Raw genomic sequence first — 22,109 nt, forward strand, 5'->3', positions numbered from 1 at the left:
AAGTAAATAATGGCTAATTTCTTTGAGTTCATGCTTGGCTTATTAAAAGAGCCAGCAATCATGGTCGGGTTAATTGCTTTTATTGGCTTAGTTGCACAAAAGGCAGATGTATCAACCATATTAAAAGGCACCATTAAAACCGTTATGGGTTTCCTAATTTTAGGTTTTGGTGCTGGCGCTCTTGTTGGCGCACTAAATAACTTTTCAGTGGTATTTACCGAAGCTTTCGGCGTAAGTGGTGTTATTCCAAATAACGAAGCAATTGTTGCATTAGCGCAAGAAGCCTTCGGTTATGAAATGGCACTGATTATGTTCTTCGCTTTCGTTGTGAATATTCTACTGGCTCGTTTTACTCCGCTTAAGTTTATTTTCTTAACCGGTCACCACACCATGTTCATGTCGATGCTAGTGGCTGTAATCCTGTCTACGGGCGGCATTCAAGGCACACTTTTGGTTGCGATGGGCTCTGTGATTGTGGGTTCTCTGATGGTGATCATGCCTGCGCTTGCTCAGAAATACACTGAGAAAGTAATGGGTACCGATCAGCTAGCGATGGGTCACTTTTCTACCTTCTCTTACCTAGTATCGGGTTACATTGGTAGCAAGTTTGGTGATACATCGAAGTCGACGGAAGATATCAACGTGCCTAAGAGCCTGATGTTCCTTCGCGATACACCGGTAGCAGTGGCAACAACTATGGCGATCTTCTTCATGTTCGCGTCTATCTTTGCAGGCCCAACCTTTGTTGAGTCGGTATCGGGCGGCCAGAACTGGATTGTATTTACCTTCATGCAATCGCTTGTGTTTGCTGGTGGTGTATACATCGTACTGCAAGGTGTGAAGATGTTGATTGCTGAGATTGTTCCTGCATTCAAAGGCATCTCTGACAAATTGGTTCCGGGGGCGCGTCCAGCGCTAGACTGTCCGATGGTATTCCCTGTTGCTCCTAATGCGGTATTGATTGGCTTCTTGTCTTCATTCGCTGCAGGTCTGATTGCAATGGGTATCCAAGGCATGTTCGATTGGACAATCATTGTAGCGGGTGTGGTTCCTCACTTCTTCGTAGGTGGTGCTGCAGGTGTTTACGGTAACGCGACGGGTGGTCTACGCGGTGCGGTGCTGGGTGCCTTTACTCAAGGTCTTTGTATCTCATTCCTACCGATGTTACTGCTGCCAGTGCTAGGTGGTATGGGTCTTGAAGCAACAACATTTGCTGACTTTGACTTCGGTGTTGTTGGTCTTATTCTAGGTTGGATTGTGTCATGAGCATTTTAAAACTAACGGGCGATAACATCGTTATCTCAACAGAGCAGAACTTATCGGTTGATGCCGCACTAGAGATCACTTGTTCAAAGCTCATTGAAAGTGGCAAGGTAGAGCAATCTTACCTAGAAGCGATTCAACAGAAACACAAAGACATTGGCGCATACTATGTGCTGGCACCAAAGATTGCGATGCCACATGCTCGCCCTGAAGATGGTGTTAACGAAGCTTGTCTGCAAGTAACGGTATTCAAAAAGGGTGTGGATTTAGAGTCGGAAGATAATGGCGAGGTGTACTTCTCTATTACTCTGGCGGCGATGGATTCAGACAGCCATATTCAGACTATCATGGCGCTCTCTGAGCTGTTCCAAAATGATGATGATATTGATGCCATCATCGCAGCGAACACCAATAAAGAGATTGCAGATATCTTGGCGAAATACTGATTATTCGCTCCTGCCCCCACGATTAAGAAGGCCCTCACTATGAGGGCCTTTTCTTTGTCATTTATATCTACTTCGCGCTTTTTAGCGACTTTTGTCTACTTTAAGGCGATTTTACCCTTCGTAGATTATTTGCCTTTTGAAAGCTTGAGCTGTTGAATCACCAAACCAGTAATGATCAGCACCAAACCAAATAGTGTCGATGGATGAATCTCTTCACCAATGATGGTTGCGAGTAGCATCAATGAGATAAACGGTGATGCAAAAATCAGGTTACTGATACGCGCGGTGTTATTGGTGGATTTGAGTGCTGATAGCCACAATACAAAGGTAATCCCCATCTCAAACAGGCCAACATAGGTGACAGCTATCCAGCCTTTAGTGGTGATCTGACTAAAGCCTTGTCCTTCGTATAGGGTTAAACCAATCGCAAATGGCAGTGCGACTAAAAAGCCGAGTAACACACCAACCACAGGATCGGCTTTGTTTTTGGTGTTTAAGATCCAGTAACCTGCCCAAAGTAGTGTCGATAACAGCGCTAAGCCAACACCAAGTGGGCTATCAAACTGCATCCCTAATACATCGCCCTTGGTCGCGATCACAACCACACCTAAGTAGCTAAAGGTACAAGCCACCCAGTCTTGCTTGCGAATTTTCTGCCCCAAGAAAACAGCAGCCATTAAGGTCAAGGTAATCGCCCAGCTGTAGTTGATGGCTTGAGCTTGAGAGGCAGGGAGCAGGTCGTAAGCTTTGAATAGAATCAGGTAATAGGCCAGCGGATTGACGAGGCCGAGTAGCAAGTAATACAAAGGGTTAGCAAAAAAGGTGGTAGAGAGCTGAGAAAGCTTACCTTGGAAGTAACAGATAACGATCAGAGCAATCGAAGAGACAACGCTGGCAATGGTCAGCATTTGAATCGGTGAAAACTCAGCTAAGGTTAGCTTAAAGGCTGTGGCTACCGTTGACCAGAGTAGTACCGCGGAAAGGCCAAAGCCGAGGGCGCGACGTTCGTTCATAAAAGCTCATCAAGTTGAATAGGATAGAATACGGACGCCTAGTCTATCTGTCGAAATTTAATACGGCAAACTGGACATTTATCCAGTATCAAAATACCATTTAATGAGTTATTTCCAATTAGGCTAAGTTACTACCATGCAATGGATTATCGAGCACCAAACGACCCTTATCGCAGCCGCTTCAACCGCGGTGATCAGCGGGGGCCTCGTCGGTTGGTGGATTAAACAGAAACTCTCATTTCAACAGCAGCTATTAGAGCAGCAGTTGGAGTCTGATCGTCAGTTGCATGAGTCGCAAACTACGCAGCTTAAAGCCTCCTTGGCCGAGGCACAGCAAGAGCTGGATGAACTTGATGATGAGCGTGATAAAGCCGCATTTGAGCTTAAACAAGCTCACGGTAAGGTTATGGCTGCAATGGAGAAGTTGCGCTATTTCGAAGCGGTTAAGCAAGAGCGTCAGCAATACTTTGATGAGATAAATATTCTTAAAGATCAAAAGTCGGAACTTGAAGCCGAGCTACGTGAGCAAGAAGCACGTCACGACCAAGAGAATCTTGCTAATCACGAAAAACTGCAGCTTTTGGAGCAAGCCGAAACGCGTTTGAAGCAACAGTTTGAGCATCTTGCTAACCAACTCTTTGAAGCGAAAACTGCAAAAGTCGATCAGCAAAATAAGCAGAGTTTAGAAGGTCTACTATCGCCACTTAGAGAACAACTTGAGGGCTTCAAGAAACAGGTCAATGACAGCTTTAGCCAAGAAGCCAAAGAGCGTCACACCTTAGTCCATGAGCTAAAAAACTTGCAGCGCCTTAATGAAAGCATGACGCGAGAAGCGGTTAACCTGACCCAAGCACTTAAAGGTGATAACAAACAGCAAGGTAACTGGGGCGAAGTGGTACTGGCGCGCGTATTGGCAGAGTCTGGTTTGCGAGAAGGACACGAGTATCAAACTCAGGTCAATCTACAAAATGAAGCGGGCAAGCGTTATCAGCCAGATGTGATTGTTCACTTACCTCAAGACAAGCAAGTGGTGGTCGATTCGAAAATGGCGCTAGTGGCGTATGAGCGCTACTTCAATGCAGAAAGCGATGCTGAGCGTGATGTCGCACTGCGTGACCACTTAGTTTCACTGCGCGCGCACATTAAAGGCCTGAGTCAGAAAGATTACCATCAACTGAAAGGCATTCAGAGCCTCGACTATGTGCTGATGTTTATTCCGGTAGAACCTGCATTCCAAGTAGCGATTCAGGCGGATCCGAGCCTAGTCAAGGATGCGATGGAGCAAAACATCATTCTTGTTAGTCCAACCACTTTGTTGGTGGCGCTGCGTACCATTGATAACCTGTGGCGCAATGAACGTCAGAACCAAAATGCACAAATTATCGCTGAACGTGCGAGTAAATTGTACGATAAGCTGCGTTTGTTCGTAGATGATATGGAAGGCCTTGGTGGGGCGCTTGATAAAGCAAACCAAAGCTATCAAGGGGCAATGAATAAGTTGGCAACTGGGCGAGGTAACGTAATTCGCCAGGCCGAGAGCTTTAAACAGTTAGGGGTTGAGGTGAAGAAGCCGATCGCCGTTAGCCTGACAGACCTCGCGCAAAACGAGGCTTTTTCAGAAAATGCCTCGTTAGTAGAAAGACAACCCGCTGAGGATAAAGTAAACTAATCGACCGCAGCGCGCTCAAAGGCTTATTGCGCTGCCGTTGAGGACTTACCAGGGTAGAGAACAGCATGACGGACACCAGTGTGCAAACAAATACAGCAGTAGAATCAGAAACCACACACTTTGGTTTTGAAACAGTCGCAAAAGAAGAGAAAGTTGCGAAAGTTGCAGAGGTTTTTCACTCTGTAGCCGCGAAGTACGACATTATGAATGACCTGATGTCGGGTGGTGTTCACCGTCTATGGAAGCGCTTTACGATTGATTGCAGTGGCGTTCGCCCTGGTCAACGCATTCTAGATCTTGGTGGCGGTACTGGCGACCTAACCGCAAAATTCTCGCGCATTGTAGGCGAAAATGGCCACGTAATCCTTGCTGACATCAACAACTCGATGCTGAATGTTGGCCGCGACAAGCTGCGTGATAGCGGTATTGTTGGCAACGTTCACTACGTTCAAGCGAATGCAGAAGAACTGCCATTCCCAGACAACTACTTCGATTGCATCACTATCAGCTTCTGTCTACGTAACGTGACAGATAAGGATAAGGCTCTGCGCTCAATGTTCCGCGTTTTGAAGCCGGGCGGCCGTCTGTTGGTATTGGAGTTTTCTAAGCCAGTGCTTGAGCCACTTTCAAAAGTGTACGACGCCTACTCATTCCACCTGCTACCAAAAATGGGTGAGATTATCGCGAATGATGCAGACAGCTACCGCTACCTTGCTGAGTCGATTCGTATGCACCCAGACCAAGAAACGCTGGAAGGCATGATGCAAGAAGCAGGTTTCGAAAATACTAAGTACTACAACCTAACCGGCGGCATTGTTGCGCTGCACCGCGGTTACAAGTTCTAAGACAGAACCCAAGTAAAATCGACAACGAATAATAAGATACAACGGATAGGTTTCGGCTTATCCGTTTTCAAAGGTAAGGACAGTCATGCCATTTGACCCACTAGTAACGGCGGTTATCGAAACCTCTTTGAATACTCTCGTCAACGACGACCCAGATTTGGTTCGTCGTTTATCGCGTTTAAAGGGCCAGATCATTCAGGTGAATCTCAAAGAGCTCAATAAGACTCTGACATTTGTGTTTAGCCAACAGATAGACGTATTAGCGGATTACGAAGGGCAGCCAGACTGTTACCTCTCTTTGAACTTATCAGTACTTCCAGAATTACGTGAACAATCGAACATCACTAAGCTAATCAAGCAAGATAAGTTGATTCTTGAAGGTGATATTCAGTTGGCGCAGAAGTTTGCTCAACTGATGACAGACTGCAAGCCAGATCTTGAAGAGTGGCTATCGCGCGTCACCGGTGATGTTGTGGCGCACACGTTAGTGCAAGGTGTGAAGAACGTTGGCGGTTTTGTCGCGTCTCAAGCCAACAAACACCAGAACCATTTTGCACAAGTATTGACTGAAGAGTGGAAGATCGCTCCGGCACCGTTAGAAGTCGCACACTTCTGTGATCAGGTTGATGATGTAAAAAGCGCAGCCGCTCGCCTTGAAGCTAAATTGAACGCTCTATTGGAGAAAGCATGACTCCAACAGAACTGAAACGTCTTTATCATATTATTAAGGTACAGTTGGAGTACGGCCTTGACGAACTGATGCCTGAGCACCAGTTGACCAAAGCGCCGTTGCTGGCAAGAAAGTCTCTTTTTTGGCTCAAAAATCGCCATCAAGATAAAGAATTGGGCCACCGCCTGCGTTTAGCATTGCAAGAGCTTGGCCCTGTGTGGATTAAGTTTGGTCAGATGATGTCGACACGACGCGACCTGTTCCCTCCGCACATAGCTGATCAGTTAGCCCTGCTGCAAGACCAAGTGGCGCCGTTTGACGGTGAGTTGGCCAAACGCGATATGGAAAAGGCACTGGGTGGCAGTTTAGATAATTGGTTTACCGACTTTGACATTAAGCCGTTGGCATCCGCATCCATCGCACAGGTGCATACGGCAAAGCTCAAAGATTCCGGTCGCGAGGTCGTACTTAAGGTAATTCGCCCTGATATTCGCCCTGTGATTGATGCAGATCTAAAACTGATGCACCGAATGGCGCGTATAGTCGCCAAGTCGCTTCCTGAAGCACGTCGTTTAAAACCGGTTGAGGTGGTCAAAGAGTACGAGAAAACGCTACTCGATGAACTCGACCTAAGACGTGAAGCGGCTAACGCAATTCAGCTGCGTCGTAATTTTGAAGGCAGTGAAGAGCTGTATGTTCCGGAGGTACTACCGGATCTGAGCAGTGAAACCTTGATGGTCTCTGAACGCATCTACGGTATCCAAGTATCGGATATCCCAATGCTAGAAGCCAATGGCACCAATATGAAGCTGTTGGCAGAGCGCGGTGTTTCGGTGTTCTTTACCCAAGTGTTTCGTGACAGCTTCTTCCATGCTGACATGCATCCGGGCAACGTATTCGTAAACCCAGAGAATCCAGACAACCCACAATGGATCGGTCTTGATTGCGGCATTGTTGGCACGCTAAATGGCGAAGATAAGCGCTACTTGGCTGAGAATTTACTGGCTTTCTTCAACCGCGACTATCGCAAAGTGGCTGAGCTGCACGTCGATTCGGGTTGGGTGCCACGCGACACCAATGTTGATGATTTTGAGTTCGCGATTCGCATGGTATGTGAGCCGATCTTCGCTAAACCGTTGGGTGAGATCTCGTTTGGCCATGTATTGCTAAACTTATTTAATACAGCAAGGCGTTTTGATATGGAGGTTCAGCCACAGCTGGTCCTGCTACAGAAGACCTTGTTGTACATTGAAGGATTGGGGCGTCAGCTCTACCCGCAGCTGGATCTGTGGGAGACGGCGAAGCCTTTCCTAGAAACTTGGATGATGAACCAAGTGGGTCCACAGGCAGTGATTAACGCTGTTAAAGACCGAGCGCCTTTCTGGGCAGAGAAACTGCCGGAATTGCCTGAGCTACTCTACGACAGCTTGCGCCAAGGTAAAGCGATGAACCATCGAATGGACCAGCTTTATCAAGGTTATAGAGAAAGTAAGCGTCAGCAAGCCACAGGTAAATTTTTGTTTGGCGTTGGAGCAACTTTAGTCGTATGCTCCGCAATATTAGTTTCAAGCCCTTACGAGCAGCTATCTATGGGCTGTGGCATCGCAGGTGTCACATTTTGGCTGCTAAGTTGGCGAGCTTACCGTCGTTAAGCGGTAGACTTCCTTAATAATTTTTTTGTAGACAGACCCGAGGACAATGACAATGGGTGGAATCAGTATTTGGCAACTTCTAATCATTGCTGTAATCGTAATCTTGCTGTTTGGAACGAAGAAACTACGCGGTATGGGTGGTGACCTAGGTTCAGCAGTAAAAGGCTTCAAGAAAGCAATGAATGATGAAGAGCCTGCAAAGAAAGATGCAGACTTTGAACAAAAAAACATTGAACAGCAGAAGACTGACGCAACTGCTGAAACTAAGAAAGACAAAGAGCAGGCGTAAGTCGTGTTTGATATCGGTTTTTGGGAACTGGTATTAATATCTGTCGTCGGGTTAGTTGTTTTAGGACCTGAGCGTTTGCCTGTGGCAATTCGTAGTGTCTCCAAGTTTATTGGGTCGGCGAAGAGCATGGCGAACAGTGTGAAAGATGAGCTTTCACATGAACTTAAGGTGCAAGAACTGCAAGAAAACCTGCGTAAGGCTGAGCAAATGGGGATGGAAGATCTCTCTCCTGAGCTGAAAAAGTCGGTGGATGAATTGAAGCAGGCAGCTGCTGAAGTTCAACGTCCATACGCTAAGCCTGAGTCTGATAAGCCAAGTGAGGCTCAAACGAGTCACACTGAGACTGCGGATCATGAATCACTTCAGATCAACAGTGAGGCATCAGCTACGCCAGATAAAAAAGCCGAATAGTCTCGCAAGGAGGAGTCGCGAAGTACTTGAACTGATAAGTATACGTGCGGCTCCTTTTCGATCGTCCTTATTAAGAGGTTTGACATGTCTTCGACTGAGCAGACACAGCCTTTAATCAGTCACTTACTAGAGCTTCGTAATCGCCTATTGCGTGCCATTGTTGCCGTATTGGTGGTGTTTCTAGGGCTGATTTATTTTGCCAATGACATCTATGAGTTTGTCTCGGCTCCTTTAGTAGAGCGTCTACCGGAAGGGGCTACTATGATCGCAACCGATGTTGCTTCGCCGTTTTTTACGCCGTTGAAGCTAACGCTTGTTGCCTCTATTTTTGTCGCCGTTCCATTTATCTTGTATCAGGTTTGGGCCTTTGTTGCGCCGGGCTTGTATAAGCATGAGAAGCGACTGATCATGCCGCTAATGGCATCGAGCTCACTGCTGTTCTACTGCGGTGTTGCCTTTGCGTACTTTGTGGTATTTCCGTTGGTATTTACCTTCTTCACCACTATCTCTTTGGGGCAGGTCGAGTTCGCAACGGATATCTCTAGCTATCTAGATTTCGTACTGGCGTTATTCTTAGCCTTTGGTATCGCTTTTGAGGTACCTGTAGCGATCATCTTATTGTGTTGGACTGGAGCGACGAATCCAAAATCTCTCTCAGAGAAACGTCCATACATTGTGGTTGGTGCGTTTGTTATCGGTATGATGCTGACACCACCAGATATGATTTCTCAGACTCTACTAGCGATTCCGATGTGTATTCTGTTCGAAGTGGGCTTATTCTTTGCTCGTTTCTATGTACGCAAAGATGAAGAAGACGAAGTAGAGTCGTGAGCTTTTTACGCAATTAGTGTTTAAAGACTCGATTGTCGAATCTTTAAGCAAAAAAAGCGGCCTGATGGCCGCTTTTTTTGTTTTATTATTATCGAATTTTTAGCTGGTAGCCACATTTCTGACAGACGTAAATCTCTTTGATACCAATAAGTTTATGCCAAAAGGTTCGATGTTGACGTTGTAAGCTTTGTGCATGGTCACACATAATCAACCACCTCCATATGCAGACGGGTGATATTAGATCGATTGAGCTGCTAACTCAAATAGAAATTGTAACTTTATATCATTTTTTAACAGTATGTTAGGCTATAATTTAAACAGCTGTTTGGCATTCTTTGTTGTGATCGCATCGACTTCTTCAAATGTAATACCTCGCAAATCGGCAATTCGTTTTGCGACAAGTTCTGTATAAGCTGGTTCATTGCGCTTGCCGCGGTTTGGCGTTGGTGCTAGGTAAGGGCAATCAGTTTCTAGGATCACTAGATCCATATCTAGATGTGGAATCACCTTGTCCATCCCAGAGTTCTTGAATGTCGAAACGCCACCCAAACCTAAGTGGAAACCGAGCGCATTGATCGCTTGAGCTTCTTCTAAACTGCTACCAAAGCAGTGGAACACGCCACGAAGGCTGCCATCTTGCTGTTGCTTTAACAGGGCCAAGGTCTCTTCAATTGAATCTCGGGTATGGATAACAACCGGTAGGTCTAGTTCTTTGGCCCACTGCAGCTGAGTCACAAAGGCGTACTCTTGTTCTGCTTTGTAGGTCTTATCCCAATAAAGGTCGATGCCAATTTCACCCACGGCGATAAAGTTGTGTTTGTCGAACCAAGCGCGGATAGTCTTCAGTGTTTCTTCAATATTTCCATCAACATAGCAAGGGTGAAGCCCCATCATTGAACGGCAAACCTCTGGGAATTGACGTTCTGTTGCGAGCATAGGTTCGATTGAATCGAGGTCGATATTAGGCAGTAAAATACGATCAATGCCTTGGGCTAGCGCACGTTGGACTACTTGCTCGCGGTCGTTATCAAATTCACTAGCGTAGATATGGGCATGAGTATCGATCATGGTGGTGTCCTGAAAAGCTGAAGAAACGAGTTGCCAAGAGTATACGGCAGTGTGAGGAGAAGGTCATTTTTTGCCATTTATCCCGGTTTTTACGGGGGATTTAGGTTTTACTGCTAGCGTCTTTAGCTAGCGGTGATATGCTTTTGCCAACTATTTTGCACTTTTTATAATCTAGGTAGTTGTTTACCTAGGCTAGGCAAGGAGAATCACGTGTCTGTATCTATTCAAGGTCAGTTCCCAGGTCGTCGCATGCGTCGTATGCGTAAACACGACTTCAGCCGCCGCTTAATGGCAGAAAACCAGTTATCAGTTAATGACTTAATCTACCCAATGTTCATTCTTATGGGTAAGGACCGTCGTGAAACGGTTGAGTCTATGCCGGGCATTGAGCGCCTTTCAATTGACTTGATGTTGGAAGAAGCAGAATACCTTTCTCAACTTGGGGTGCCTGCGATTGCACTGTTCCCCGTTGTTAACCAAGACGCGAAAAGCCTATGTGCAGCAGAAGCGCACAACTCAGAAGGTTTGGTTCAGCGTGCTGTACGCGCATTGAAAGAGCATGTGCCAAACATTGGTGTGATTACCGACGTAGCACTAGACCCATTCACGACTCATGGCCAAGACGGCATCATTGATGAAGATGGTTATGTGATGAACGACGAAACAACCGAAGTTCTGATCAAGCAAGCTCTGTCACATGCAGAAGCGGGTGCTGATGTTGTCGCACCATCAGATATGATGGACGGTCGTATCGGTAAGATCCGTGAAGCTTTAGAAGAAGCGGGTCACATTCATACTCAAATCATGGCGTATTCAGCTAAGTATGCATCGTGCTACTACGGCCCATTCCGTGATGCCGTCGGCAGTGCATCTAACCTGAAAGGTGGTGATAAGAAAAACTACCAGATGGATCCGGCTAACAGTGATGAAGCGATTCACGAAGTGGCTATGGACCTGAACGAAGGTGCAGATATGGTGATGGTGAAACCAGGTATGCCTTATCTAGACATTGTTCGTCGTGTGAAGCATGAACTGCAAGCACCAACATTTGCATATCAAGTGTCTGGTGAGTACGCGATGCACAAAGCTGCGATTCAAAATGGCTGGCTAAAAGAGCGCGAAACAGTACTAGAATCTCTGTTGTGCTTTAAGCGCGCTGGTGCTGATGGCATCCTAACTTACTTCGCTAAAGATGTGGCTGAGTGGCTAGCAGAAGACGATGCTCAAGCAGCACAGTTTCTAAGAAACAAATAGTCGTCGAGACAAATCTTAAAAGGCCAGCCATTACGCTGGCCTTTATTCGTTTTTAGGAGATTTAAAATGACCGTTGTGGTTCGTGAGGGGACGCTGGAAGAGTGTGTAGCTGTTGTGGAACAGATCGATGAGTTCAGCCACAAAGAGAGTGTTGAATCTCTTTCAGCGCGCCTACAAGACAAAAAACAGCTAGTACTCGTTGCTGAAGAGGATGGGCAACTGCTCGGCTTTAAAATTGGTTATCAGTTAGATGAGCAAACTTTTTACAGCTGGTTTGGCGGAGTCTCTCCTTTGGCTCGAAACAAAGGCGTCGCGCAGCTTCAATTAGATGTTCAGGAGCAATGGGTACGAGATCAGGGCTATAAACAGCTAAAAGTGAAGTCCAGGAACCAGTTTTCTTCGATGTTGAGATTGTTATTGAGAAATGACTACATGATAGAAAATTTCGAACAAAAAGAAGACATTAAAGAGAATAGACTGCACTTTGTGAAGCAGATGTGAGATGAAGGTTTGATGACAATTACAATTAAATGAGATTTATTATCATTTAATTGTTGACTATCAAATGAGAATCATTATTATTAACTGCGTCTTAGGGAATGAGGAAATGTTCACAAGGATGTTTAGTAACTAAGCGCTCCGCTGAGTTACCAACAGAATTCTCGCGAACTTAAACTAAGTTCTTTTTGACACGACATTGCTCACATTGCTTCCAGTGTAATTTATAGCTTTTTGGTTAAGCTGTGGTATTCAATTGAATAGCTTCACCGCTTTTTGCTAGGCGACATCCTCGGGTGTCGCTTTTTTTCTATCTCAATTTCAACAAGATGCATATATAGCACCATAAAGGTGCATGCATAAATCCTCATCAATATTCTTTTCCACAACGCAAGATCGAAAAAAGATCGTTGATCATATGTTCGATCTCTATTTTTATTTAGTTATTTCAATAGTTTATGGTGTATTTTTGTTTCATTTTACCAACTTCTCAACAGGGTGGATAAATAATATAAACAGAGTTATCCACAGATGGAGCGGCTTGTGGAACAAAAAATAACAAGATTCTGTTTATAACAAACACAACCCATTCTACGGATACAGATCGACAACGTGGAATCCCGTCACTATACGTGGCATGCTTACCTCATCATTTCTGTACTTATTACTGGATACACAAACATTATGGCTCGTATTCCTGATAATCCATTGATTCTGATTGATGGCTCTTCTTACTTATATCGCGCGTTCCATGCTTACCCGGGCACCATGAGTAATGGTGATATTCCTACCAATGCCATCTATGGTGTGGTGAACATGTTGCGTAGCATGATGCGTCAATTCGCCTCAGATCGTATTGCCGTTATTTTCGATGCAAAAGGCAAAACGTTCCGTGATGATATGTATCCAGAATATAAGGCGAACCGTCCTCCAATGCCGGATGATCTGCGTTGCCAGATTGAGCCTCTACACAATGTGATTCGTGCAATGGGTCTGCCATTGATCTCGATCCCGGGCGTGGAAGCGGATGATGTTATCGGTACGCTTGCGTCACAAGCATCAAAAGCAGGTATGCCTGTGTTGATCAGTACTGGTGATAAAGATATGGCTCAGCTGGTTGATGATAACGTTACGTTGATCAATACCATGACGAATGTTGTGATGGATCGTGAAGGTGTTATTGAGAAGTTTGGTATTCCACCTGAGCTGATCATCGATTACTTGGCACTGATGGGCGATAAAGTGGATAACATCCCAGGCGTACCGGGTGTTGGTGATAAAACGGCGACTGCACTACTTCAGGGCATCGGTAGTATCGAAAAGCTGTACCAAAACCTAGACGATATTGCAGCACTTGGATTCCGTGGCTCGAAAACCATGGCCAAAAAGCTGGTTGATAACGAAGAAAATGCCAAACTTTCTTATGAACTAGCGACCATCAAGCTGGATGTCGAACTAGAAGAGACACCGGAGTCCTTAGTTAAAGCAACGCCAAACACAGACGAGCTGATCAAGCTTTACGGCCAGTTAGTCTTCAAATCATGGCTCAATGAGCTGCTAGAAGGCGGCACAGGTGTGGTTGAAGCCGATGAAAATTCTGGCGCAGCGGGTGCTACGCGCTCTGCGGCTGCATCGACATCATCAAGCGTTGAGATGGACACCTCTGCAGTGACCATTGATCGCAGCAAGTACGAAACGATTCTGAACGAAGAAGACTTCAATGCGTGGCTAGAAAAGCTAAAAGCAGCGGAAGTGTTTGCCTTTGATACAGAAACTGACAGCCTTGACTACATGGTGGCGAACCTAGTTGGTTTATCATTCGCGACAGAAGAGGGTGTTGCCGCTTACGTACCTGTGGCACATGACTACCTAGACGCGCCAGCGCAGCTGGATCGTGACTGGGTACTAGAACAGCTGAAGCCGATTTTAGAAGACGATAGTCAAGCCAAAGTCGGTCAGAACCTTAAGTACGATGCGTCTGTGCTTGCGCGCTACGGCATTGAGATGAAGGGCATTAAGCATGACACCATGCTGGCATCTTACGTATTTAACAGCGTAGGTGGTAAGCATGATATGGATAGTCTTGCGCTGCGTTTCCTACAACACAGCTGCATCTCATTCGAGCAGATTGCAGGCAAGGGCAAGAAGCAACTGACGTTCAACCAGATCGAACTAGGTGAGGCGTCTCCATACGCTGCTGAAGATGCGGATGTAACCTTGCGTCTGCATAACCGTTTGGTGCAAAACATTGAGCAAGATGAAAAGCTAAAAGCGATTTACGAAGAGATTGAAGTGCCATTGGTGCCGGTGATCTCTCGCATCGAACGCACTGGTGTATTTGTCGATGACATGCTGCTAGGCGCACAGTCGCAAGAAATTGCTGCACGCCTTGATGAGCTTGAACAGAAGGCTTACGAAATTGCTGAGCAAGAGTTCAACATGAACTCACCAAAACAGCTGCAAGCGATTCTATTCGAGAAGATGGGTCTACCTGTGGTGAAGAAGACGCCATCGGGTGCACCATCAACCAATGAAGAAGTACTTCAAGAGCTGGCTCTGGACTACCCACTGCCGAAGTTGATTCTGGAATACCGTGGCTTAGCTAAACTGAAGTCGACTTACACAGACAAGCTACCGAAGATGATTAATGCAGAGACAGGTCGCGTACATACCTCTTACCACCAAGCGGTAACGGCGACAGGTCGTCTATCTTCGACAGATCCAAACCTACAGAACATTCCAATTCGTAACGAAGAAGGCCGTCGTATTCGTCAGGCATTTGTTGCACCTCACGGTTGGAAGATTCTTGCTGTCGATTACTCTCAGATTGAACTGCGTATCATGGCGCATCTATCTGGCGATAAAGCGCTACTTGAAGCCTTCCAACAAGGCAAAGATATCCACGCAGCAACGGCAGCTGAGATCATCGGCGTGAGCATTGATGATGTGACTTCAGAGCAGCGTCGTCGCGCGAAAGCGGTTAACTTTGGTCTTATCTACGGTATGAGTGCCTTTGGCCTTGCGAAGCAGCTAGGTATTCCTCGTGGCGAAGCACAGCACTACATGGACACTTACTTTGAGCGTTACCCTGGCGTAATGCAGTACATGGAAGACACCCGCAGTGCCGCTTCTGAGCAGGGCTTTGTTGAGACGATTTACGGTCGTCGTCTACATCTACCAGAAATCAAATCTCGTAACGGTATGCGTCGTAAGGCAGCGGAGCGTGCGGCGATCAACGCACCAATGCAAGGTACTGCGGCAGACATTATCAAGAAAGCGATGCTATTGGTGGACGAGTGGATTCAAGCTGAAGGCGCAGGTCGCGTGAAACTACTGATGCAAGTACACGATGAACTGGTGTTTGAAGTAGAAGAGTCAGCATTAGCTGAAATTGAAAGTAAAGTACAAGAATTGATGGAATCAGCCGCTGAGCTAGATGTCCCACTGGTTGCGGAAGCTGGCCATGGTGACAACTGGGATCAGGCCCACTAATCACTTTTTAACCTTATTTGCGAAATTAGTATGAGCCAGTGCACAAACACTGGCTTTTTTTTGTCATGAATAAAGCTAGCTACTTCAAGCGTTCGAAGTGTTTTAATAAAACATTCATGAAAAAAAACTACAAAAATTGTTTTCATTTCTGAGCAATTGTTGTACATTAAATCTCGTAGGGTACAGAGGTAAGATGTTCTATCTTTCAGACCTTTTGTTTCACGTTATTGGATTAGGCTGATTCAGCCGCCCCAGTCAGTATTTGACTGGGGCGTTTTTTCTTGTACGGAAGAAAATTTTCTAACCTCTCCTTTCTCGCCGATATTTCGTGTCCTAACTCACCTTTCGCTTATCTATCTGATCTAGAACAGTCTCATCGACAAATACGCAATGATTTGATGTTTGTGGAATAAAGCGATCAAAATGTAACTTTTCATCAAAGCTTCTCAGCCTTGTTTTACCTGAGAAAATAACCTTGTTAAATCTAGGGTGTGCAGCGATTTCGTTATTGTTGCTGTTTTATTTGTTCTGCTCTTCAGTCGTTAACTCTTCCTTAGTATCGCTTTTCTGATCAATGGCTTTCATTAAGTACTGTTGTTTGTCGGTGCTGTATTTCAATGCTTCTGCGGTGATCTGGATGGATTGCGCCATCGCCGAGATATTGCTGGTGGCTTGGACGAGGGTGTGTTGCATCGGTTTCAGAATCAGTAAATAGATAGCAATCAAAGCCAAGATGATGACGCCAACGATAGCGATTAAGGCAATCAAGATTTTGCTTTGGATATCGTCAAGTAGGGTTTGGCTGGTCTGTTGGAAGGTCATTCGTGAGTGTTCAAACACTTCGGGAAGGTGATTGATCGATTGGGTTGTGGATGCGCTCAATTGGTTAATGCTGGCGATTGTTTCATTGAGCGCCTGTTGCTGGTCTTCACTCAGATTAGGGTTATTAACGATCGACTGCAATGACTCTGAGATGACCTGTAGCGACTGGCTGGCTTCCTTTGCATATTTCTCCATACCATCGAGGTCGAGTGTCATGTCGACATTCATTAGAGCTGGCGGCGGAGCCTGGGTCTCTTCAGCATGCAGCGATAGTGGCATTAACAGCAACGGTATCAGCAAACTGACAAGGGCCAAAATTCGCACAGGTACGCATTTTTTTAACATGAGTCTTCCTTTCCCATCATTAAGTTAGATAACAGCGATCTAACCATTGTTATCATCTATTTATTCTATTTCTGACTTTCAGTATGGCTCACTTCAGAGCGCTAACCGATTAAAATTAGGTAAAAAAATACCCCGCTTATATAAGCAGGGTAAGTCTTTTATTCATCAAAGCTAACGAATGTGTCTATTTTAAGCTTCGTCGTTGCGGTCTTCTTCTGCAAGCTCATCGATCATTTGTTCAGCAAGCGCAGGTGCGAACCATTCGTCCATCTTGCTGCGCAGTTGGTCAACGCCGATGCCTTTTAGCGAAGAGAACACGTCAACAGCAACATCACCACCAAAAGATTGCGCATCTTTACGAATCTTGAGTAGTTGTGCTTTACGTGCGCCTTGTTTTAGCTTGTCGGCCTTAGTTAGCAGAACTTGTACTGGGATGCGGCTATCGATAGCCCAGTAGATCATCTGTTGGTCAAGGTCCTTCATTGGGTGGCGGATATCCATCAATACCACCAAACCTTTTAGCGATTCACGCTTTTGAAGGTATTCACCCAGTGACTTCTGCCACTTTTTCTTCATTTCTAGTGGTACTTGCGCGAAGCCGTACCCTGGTAAATCGACAATATGACAACCGTCAGTTACCTTGAACAGGTTGATCAGTTGAGTACGACCTGGGGTCTTACTGGTTTTCGCTAGACTTTTTTGGTTTGTCACGCGATTTAGTGCGCTAGATTTACCAGCATTGGAGCGTCCTGCGAACGCAATTTCGATCCCTTCGTCTTCTGGCAAGTGACGAATATCAGGTGCACTGGTAATGAAATGCGTGTTTTGATAATGAATTTTTACGCTCACTGTTAACTCCATCTCGACTTTGTGTAGTCGATTGATTACTTTTTTGTGAATTTGTGTAAAATAACCGTGCTCGGCATAAGGTCGCCTATTGTACCATGAGTGGCAACATAGAGTGGTACTGGAAGCTTGATAATTATAATGGAATGTCATGAAGAAATTAGCGCTAATTTTGAGTCTATTAGCCAGCTGCTCAGTATGGGCTCAAGGTAGTATTGAAGCTGGTAAAGCCAAATCACAAACATGTGTTGCCTGCCACGGTGCTGACGGCAACAGTCTGATCACACAGTACCCTAAACTGGCTGGTCAACATGAGAAATACCTTGAGAAGCAGTTAAAAGATCTCAAGTTAGGTATGACTAGTGGTGGTAAACAAGGTCGTAATGAACCTGTAATGGGTGCAATGGCGATGCCTCTGTCTGAACAAGACATGGCTGACCTAGCTGCATATTACGCATCTCTGCCTATCTCTAACAACTCTACGCCAGAAAACGTAGTAGAAGAGGGTAAGGTTCTATACACAGCGGGTGACGCTGAACGTGGCGTAACGGCGTGTATTGCTTGTCACGGCCCTCGTGGTAACGGTACAGAGCTATCTGGTTTCCCTAAGATTTCTGGTCAGCATGCAGAATACATCAAGGCACAGCTTGAGAAATTCCGCGATGGTAGCCGTAACAACGACATGAACGCGATGATGCGTGATGTAGCTAAAAAGCTAACAGACGCAGATATTGAAACCTTATCGAAGTACGTTGGTGGTCTACACTAATTTGTCGGTTTCTCGCTCTTAATTAAGAGCAAAGAAATGTACGTTCGAGCAAGATTTAGGATGCGCCCTGGCCATGATTGGCTGGGGCGTTGTCTTTTATATAGCCTTACATTATGTGTGGTGTGATCAAATCAGCATTCTTTATGGGTGTTCAATAGCTGTACAAAAAGTGTGAAGTCGCGCTCTTGTCGTTTTTTGATAAGTGAGTAAAGTATGCGCCATCAGCTTGGAGCTGAAATCGATATGGATGATCGTCTAGTCTAACGGTATAGACAGAAAAGGATCAGGCTAGGATAGCCCAGCGACAAGGTGTTAGAAACGGATAGCCAAAATTCATCAGGGTGATGAACAAAAAACAAATTTGGCAAGGAAAGCACCAATAACAAATGGAGATTTGTGTACCAAGTTGAGTATGCAAATTTTGGCCAATATAGGCAGATTTAGAGAGCGATAGGTTTTCCTATCGCTTTTTTTATTGATTTGATGAAAAAACACCCAATATCTCTCCACTCTAAACGCACTTTCTGGTATGTTTCGCATCCCTGTTTAAGGATGTGCTATGTATACTTGTCCCTTATGCCATCATCTCGATGTGCATCACTACTTTGAAGACAAACGCAGAGAGTATCTGCAGTGTCAGCAATGTGAGTTGGTATTTGTAAAACCTAACCAAAGGTTAGAAGCAAGCGAAGAGAAAGCACACTACGATCTGCATGAGAATGATCCCAGTGATGCTGGCTATCGTAAGTTCTTGTCGCGCATTGCCGACCCATTAACAGACAGAATTTCATCTAACTCACACGGGTTAGATTTTGGTTGTGGCCCAGGCCCTACGCTATCTATCATGTTAGAAGAAGCTGGACACACCATGGAGTTGTACGACATCTACTATCATCCAGAACGCGCCGTTCTCGATAAGACGTACGACTTTATGACTGCCACCGAGGTGATTGAACATCTTTATGAACCCGATAAGGTGTGGCAGCAATGGTTGAATTTAGTTAAGCCAGAGGGCTGGATTGGTCTTATGACCAAGCTAGTAATTGACGTGGACGCGTTTGCTGGTTGGCACTATAAGAATGATCCGACGCATGTGGTCTTTTTTAGCCGCCAAACATTCCAGTTTTTGGCTGAGCGGGATAAGCTCGAACTCGAATTTGTTGGAAATGATGTAATTTTACTGAGGAAGACCCAGTAATGAGCCGTAGCAAAAAATCAAGAAAGCCAGGAGCTTACGGTGCTCCTGAAGTGATCGTAACTCGCAACCGTAGCGAATCGGATGTTGAGGGACGTGAGCGTAAGCGCCTGAAGAAACGTAAAGGTTTAAAATCAGGTAGCCGTCACTCAGACGGTGGCGAAGCGAAACAGCGTAAAGCTGCACAGAACCGCGACCCACGTCTAGGCAGCAAGAAAAAGATTCCATTGGTGATCGAACCGGTTAAGAAGCCGACCAAACAAGAGCGTAAGTTGTCGTTTGAACAAGAGCTAGAGATGCTTGAGAACGATGCACAGCTTAACACCTTGCTTGACCGTCTAGAAGCGGGCGAAAACTTGGGTGCAGGTCTACAGAAACTGGTAGACGAGAAGCTAGATCGCATTGAGTTCCTAATGGATCGTCTAGGACTACTTGAGCCAGAAGAGGAAGAAGTGTTTGATGACCTTCCTGAGTCTGTATCTAAGAAAGCCTCTTCAGATGAAGACCTACTGTCGCAGTTTGAAGACATCGATCTCGATAACTTTAAAGGCTAAGAACCTATGAATGTAACCTTATTAGCAATTGCTGGCGGAATTATCGTTCTCGGCTTGGGCTGTTACGCAGGTTACCTTCTACTTCAAGTGAAGAAGCAGACGGAGTTGCAAAAGCAGCATAAAGCTCTAGCCATCGAGAAGCGTAACGCGAACATCTTCGACAACGTGAACACTCTATGTCTTGCCGGCATTCAAGGTCAGTGTGATTTGTCAGAGATTAGTATCCGCGTGTACAACATCATGGACTTTGTTCAGGGCGATGAACGTGTCGATTTCGACGCCGAATACCCTGCGACCTCTGAGTTGTATCATGTGGTTAAGGACATGGCGCGTGGTGAAGATCGACAAAATCTTCCGAAGCGAGAGCGTATGAAGCAGAACCTGGCTCGACAAAAAGCCGAGTCACGCTTGAACGAATCCATCATTGAAGAGTTGAAGCAGTTACAGAAGAAAGTAAAACCGCTTAATAACCAAATCAACATTCAGATGATCTAATAAAAAGGGCTTATGTGGTGTGGTGTCACATCAAATAAGCCCTCTTACCTTTGTGTTATCTTACATCCCCTAAGTCGGTTAGTGATCAAGCTATCAATTTTGAGCATTGGTGTTCAAAAAGCGAATAGCTGTCAAACGTCCTTACAAGTCGTGTGGCAAAATAACCCGTCTATATTTTAATGTATGTAAAATGATTTGAGAGTACATCAGTATTCGCGGATCTAAATTGGAAATACCATCATGTCGAGCAAGCCAGCAGTAACGAGCCAGCAAATCGTTTGGGATCAAGCCATCTTAGACAAGTACAACTATTCTGGTCCGCGTTACACCTCTTATCCAACTGCGTTGGAGTTCCATGAAGCTTTCACGGTCTCTGATTATGACATGGCGTGTACTCAGTACCCTGAACGCCCGCTTTCTCTTTACGTACATATCCCGTTCTGTCACAAGCTTTGTTACTACTGTGGTTGTAACAAGGTGATCACTCGTCACTCACATAAGGCTGATGAGTATTTGGATGTCATTGAACATGAGATCCGCCAACGCGCTGCACTACTGCAAGGGCGTGAAGTGACACAGCTGCACTTTGGTGGTGGTACACCAACCTTCTTGAGCAAAGCACAAATCACTCGCTTGATGATTATTCTGCGCGATGAGTTCAACTTTACTCAAGATGCTGAGATCAGTATTGAAGTTGACCCGCGTGAGATTGAGCTAGATATGCTTGACCACCTGCGCAGTGAAGGCTTTAACCGTCTGAGTATTGGTGTTCAGGACTTCAACAAAGAAGTACAGAAGCTGGTTAACCGTGAGCAAGATGAAGAGTTCATTATTGCTATGGTGCAGCGTGCCAAAGACCTTGGTTTCCGCTCAACCAACCTTGACCTTATCTACGGCCTGCCAAAGCAGACTCAGGCGTTATTTGCCGAAACATTGAAGCAAGTGCTAGACATGAAGCCGGGTCGTCTATCGGTATTTAACTATGCTCACATGCCTCAACTGTTTGCGGCTCAGCGTAAGATTAAAGATGAAGATCTACCAAAAGCAGAAGAGAAGATGGCGATTCTGCAAGACACCATCGCGACGCTAACAGGCGCAGGCTACCAGTTTATCGGTATGGACCACTTCGCGCTGCCTGAAGATGAGCTAGCGGTAGCACAGCGTGAGGGTATCCTTCACCGTAACTTCCAAGGCTACACCACACAAGGTGAGTGTGACCTGATTGGCTTTGGTGTATCGGCTATCTCTATGGTGGGTGACGCTTACGCTCAGAACCAGAAAGAGTTGAAGAAGTACTACGCTCAAGTGAACGAACTTCGTCATGCTCTATGGAAGGGTGTGGCACTGGATAACGATGACCTATTGCGTCGTGAAGTGATTAAGCAGCTGATCTGTAACTTTAAACTGGATAAGACCCAGATTGAGTCTGAATTCTCAGTGAACTTTAATCGCTACTTCAAAGAAGACTTAGAGCTACTGCAAACCTTCATTAACGATGAGTTAGTTGAAGTGGATGACAAAGAGATCCGTGTAACCCTGCGTGGTCGACTATTGATTCGTAACATCTGTATGTGCTTCGATAAGTACCTGCGTGCCAAAGCGCGTCAGCAGCAGTTCTCTCGCGTTATCTAAGCGAACTCTGCTTTTACACTATCTGTTTTCCCAATAAAAATGCCAGCATT

General features: G+C 45.5%; 22 protein-coding genes. 18 read left to right on the forward strand and 4 right to left on the reverse strand.

Annotation, left to right across the window (positions count from 1 at the left end; all coding sequences use genetic code 11):
• Positions 1-9: 9 nt before the first annotated feature.
• Positions 10-1,266: a PTS ascorbate transporter subunit IIC gene (gene ulaA / locus AC6R05_RS17065; RefSeq protein ID WP_032551054.1), complete on the forward strand. Its 1,257-nt coding sequence runs from the start codon at positions 10-12 to the stop codon at positions 1,264-1,266.
• The gene (locus AC6R05_RS17070) at positions 1,263-1,709 is read left to right on the forward strand and encodes a PTS sugar transporter subunit IIA (protein ID WP_500648105.1); all 447 of its coding nucleotides are present in this window, start codon (positions 1,263-1,265) and stop codon (positions 1,707-1,709) included. The genes ulaA and AC6R05_RS17070 overlap by 4 nt, the downstream gene beginning before the upstream one ends.
• Before the next feature lie 125 nt (positions 1,710-1,834).
• Here AC6R05_RS17070 and AC6R05_RS17075 read toward each other — a convergent pair whose 3' ends face one another.
• Complete coding sequence (locus AC6R05_RS17075) at positions 1,835-2,722, reverse strand: DMT family transporter (protein WP_500648106.1); 888 nt, start codon at positions 2,720-2,722, stop codon at positions 1,835-1,837.
• 136 nt (positions 2,723-2,858) lie between these two features.
• On the opposite strand from AC6R05_RS17075, the gene rmuC reads away from it, so the two are divergent.
• From rmuC to tatC, 7 genes are all read left to right on the forward strand, one after another.
• A complete protein-coding gene (gene rmuC / locus AC6R05_RS17080) occupies positions 2,859-4,391 on the forward strand; it encodes a DNA recombination protein RmuC (RefSeq protein WP_500648107.1) in 1,533 nt (510 codons plus the stop codon).
• 65 nt (positions 4,392-4,456) lie between these two features.
• The gene (gene ubiE / locus AC6R05_RS17085; RefSeq protein WP_032551059.1) at positions 4,457-5,236 is read left to right on the forward strand and encodes a bifunctional demethylmenaquinone methyltransferase/2-methoxy-6-polyprenyl-1,4-benzoquinol methylase UbiE; all 780 of its coding nucleotides are present in this window, start codon (positions 4,457-4,459) and stop codon (positions 5,234-5,236) included.
• Between the two features lie 85 nt (positions 5,237-5,321).
• Positions 5,322-5,927: a ubiquinone biosynthesis accessory factor UbiJ gene (locus tag AC6R05_RS17090; RefSeq protein WP_032551061.1), complete on the forward strand. Its 606-nt coding sequence runs from the start codon at positions 5,322-5,324 to the stop codon at positions 5,925-5,927.
• Complete coding sequence (gene ubiB / locus AC6R05_RS17095) at positions 5,924-7,558, forward strand: ubiquinone biosynthesis regulatory protein kinase UbiB (RefSeq protein WP_032551063.1); 1,635 nt, start codon at positions 5,924-5,926, stop codon at positions 7,556-7,558. The genes AC6R05_RS17090 and ubiB overlap by 4 nt, the downstream gene beginning before the upstream one ends.
• 52 nt (positions 7,559-7,610) lie before the next feature.
• Positions 7,611-7,847 carry a Sec-independent protein translocase subunit TatA gene (tatA, locus tag AC6R05_RS17100; RefSeq protein ID WP_032551065.1) on the forward strand — a complete coding sequence of 79 codons (237 nt, stop codon included), beginning with the start codon at positions 7,611-7,613 and terminating at the stop codon, positions 7,845-7,847.
• Positions 7,848-7,850: 3 nt separating this feature from the next.
• Positions 7,851-8,258 (forward strand): Sec-independent protein translocase protein TatB, encoded by a 408-nt coding sequence (gene tatB / locus AC6R05_RS17105; RefSeq protein ID WP_032551068.1) that lies wholly within the window; start codon positions 7,851-7,853, stop codon positions 8,256-8,258.
• 84 nt (positions 8,259-8,342) lie between these two features.
• Positions 8,343-9,089, forward strand: a complete 747-nt coding sequence (gene tatC / locus AC6R05_RS17110; protein WP_150870542.1) for a twin-arginine translocase subunit TatC — start codon at positions 8,343-8,345, stop codon at positions 9,087-9,089.
• 306 nt (positions 9,090-9,395) lie between these two features.
• Here tatC and AC6R05_RS17115 read toward each other — a convergent pair whose 3' ends face one another.
• Positions 9,396-10,157, reverse strand: a complete 762-nt coding sequence (locus AC6R05_RS17115) for a TatD family hydrolase (RefSeq protein WP_500648108.1) — start codon at positions 10,155-10,157, stop codon at positions 9,396-9,398.
• Positions 10,158-10,367: 210 nt separating this feature from the next.
• On the opposite strand from AC6R05_RS17115, the gene hemB reads away from it, so the two are divergent.
• From hemB to spfP, 4 genes are all read left to right on the forward strand, one after another.
• A complete protein-coding gene (gene hemB, locus AC6R05_RS17120) occupies positions 10,368-11,411 on the forward strand; it encodes a porphobilinogen synthase (RefSeq protein ID WP_150870538.1) in 1,044 nt (347 codons plus the stop codon).
• 66 nt (positions 11,412-11,477) lie between these two features.
• A complete protein-coding gene (locus AC6R05_RS17125; RefSeq protein WP_500648109.1) occupies positions 11,478-11,912 on the forward strand; it encodes a GNAT family N-acetyltransferase in 435 nt (144 codons plus the stop codon).
• A gap of 681 nt (positions 11,913-12,593) precedes the next feature.
• A complete protein-coding gene (gene polA / locus AC6R05_RS17130) occupies positions 12,594-15,401 on the forward strand; it encodes a DNA polymerase I (RefSeq protein ID WP_500648131.1) in 2,808 nt (935 codons plus the stop codon).
• Positions 15,402-15,594: 193 nt separating this feature from the next.
• Positions 15,595-15,642 carry a small protein SpfP gene (gene spfP / locus AC6R05_RS17135; protein ID WP_438356636.1) on the forward strand — a complete coding sequence of 16 codons (48 nt, stop codon included), beginning with the start codon at positions 15,595-15,597 and terminating at the stop codon, positions 15,640-15,642.
• A gap of 278 nt (positions 15,643-15,920) precedes the next feature.
• Here spfP and AC6R05_RS17140 read toward each other — a convergent pair whose 3' ends face one another.
• Positions 15,921-16,568: a GTP-binding protein gene (locus AC6R05_RS17140; RefSeq protein ID WP_500648110.1), complete on the reverse strand. Its 648-nt coding sequence runs from the start codon at positions 16,566-16,568 to the stop codon at positions 15,921-15,923.
• Between the two features lie 189 nt (positions 16,569-16,757).
• On the reverse strand, positions 16,758-17,417 hold the full coding sequence (gene yihA, locus AC6R05_RS17145; protein ID WP_500648111.1) for a ribosome biogenesis GTP-binding protein YihA/YsxC: 660 nt from the start codon (positions 17,415-17,417) through the stop codon (positions 16,758-16,760).
• Positions 17,418-17,565: 148 nt separating this feature from the next.
• Here yihA and AC6R05_RS17150 point away from each other — a divergent pair, with 148 nt between their 5' ends.
• The 5 genes from AC6R05_RS17150 (at position 17,566) to hemN (ending at position 22,059) form a co-directional block, all read left to right on the forward strand.
• The gene (locus AC6R05_RS17150; RefSeq protein ID WP_032551078.1) at positions 17,566-18,183 is read left to right on the forward strand and encodes a c-type cytochrome; all 618 of its coding nucleotides are present in this window, start codon (positions 17,566-17,568) and stop codon (positions 18,181-18,183) included.
• 559 nt (positions 18,184-18,742) lie between these two features.
• Positions 18,743-19,381, forward strand: coding sequence for a class I SAM-dependent methyltransferase (locus AC6R05_RS17155; protein WP_500648112.1), 639 nt, complete (start codon positions 18,743-18,745; stop codon positions 19,379-19,381).
• The gene (yihI, locus tag AC6R05_RS17160) at positions 19,381-19,932 is read left to right on the forward strand and encodes a Der GTPase-activating protein YihI (protein ID WP_032551082.1); all 552 of its coding nucleotides are present in this window, start codon (positions 19,381-19,383) and stop codon (positions 19,930-19,932) included. The genes AC6R05_RS17155 and yihI overlap by 1 nt, the downstream gene beginning before the upstream one ends.
• Positions 19,933-19,938: 6 nt before the next feature.
• Positions 19,939-20,427: a DUF2489 domain-containing protein gene (locus AC6R05_RS17165; protein WP_032551083.1), complete on the forward strand. Its 489-nt coding sequence runs from the start codon at positions 19,939-19,941 to the stop codon at positions 20,425-20,427.
• Positions 20,428-20,667: 240 nt separating this feature from the next.
• Positions 20,668-22,059, forward strand: a complete 1,392-nt coding sequence (hemN, locus tag AC6R05_RS17170) for an oxygen-independent coproporphyrinogen III oxidase (protein WP_500648113.1) — start codon at positions 20,668-20,670, stop codon at positions 22,057-22,059.
• The last annotated feature ends 50 nt before the right edge of the window (positions 22,060-22,109 follow it).

Source organism: Vibrio sp. R11-SG3-ISO9 (assembly GCF_059834255.1).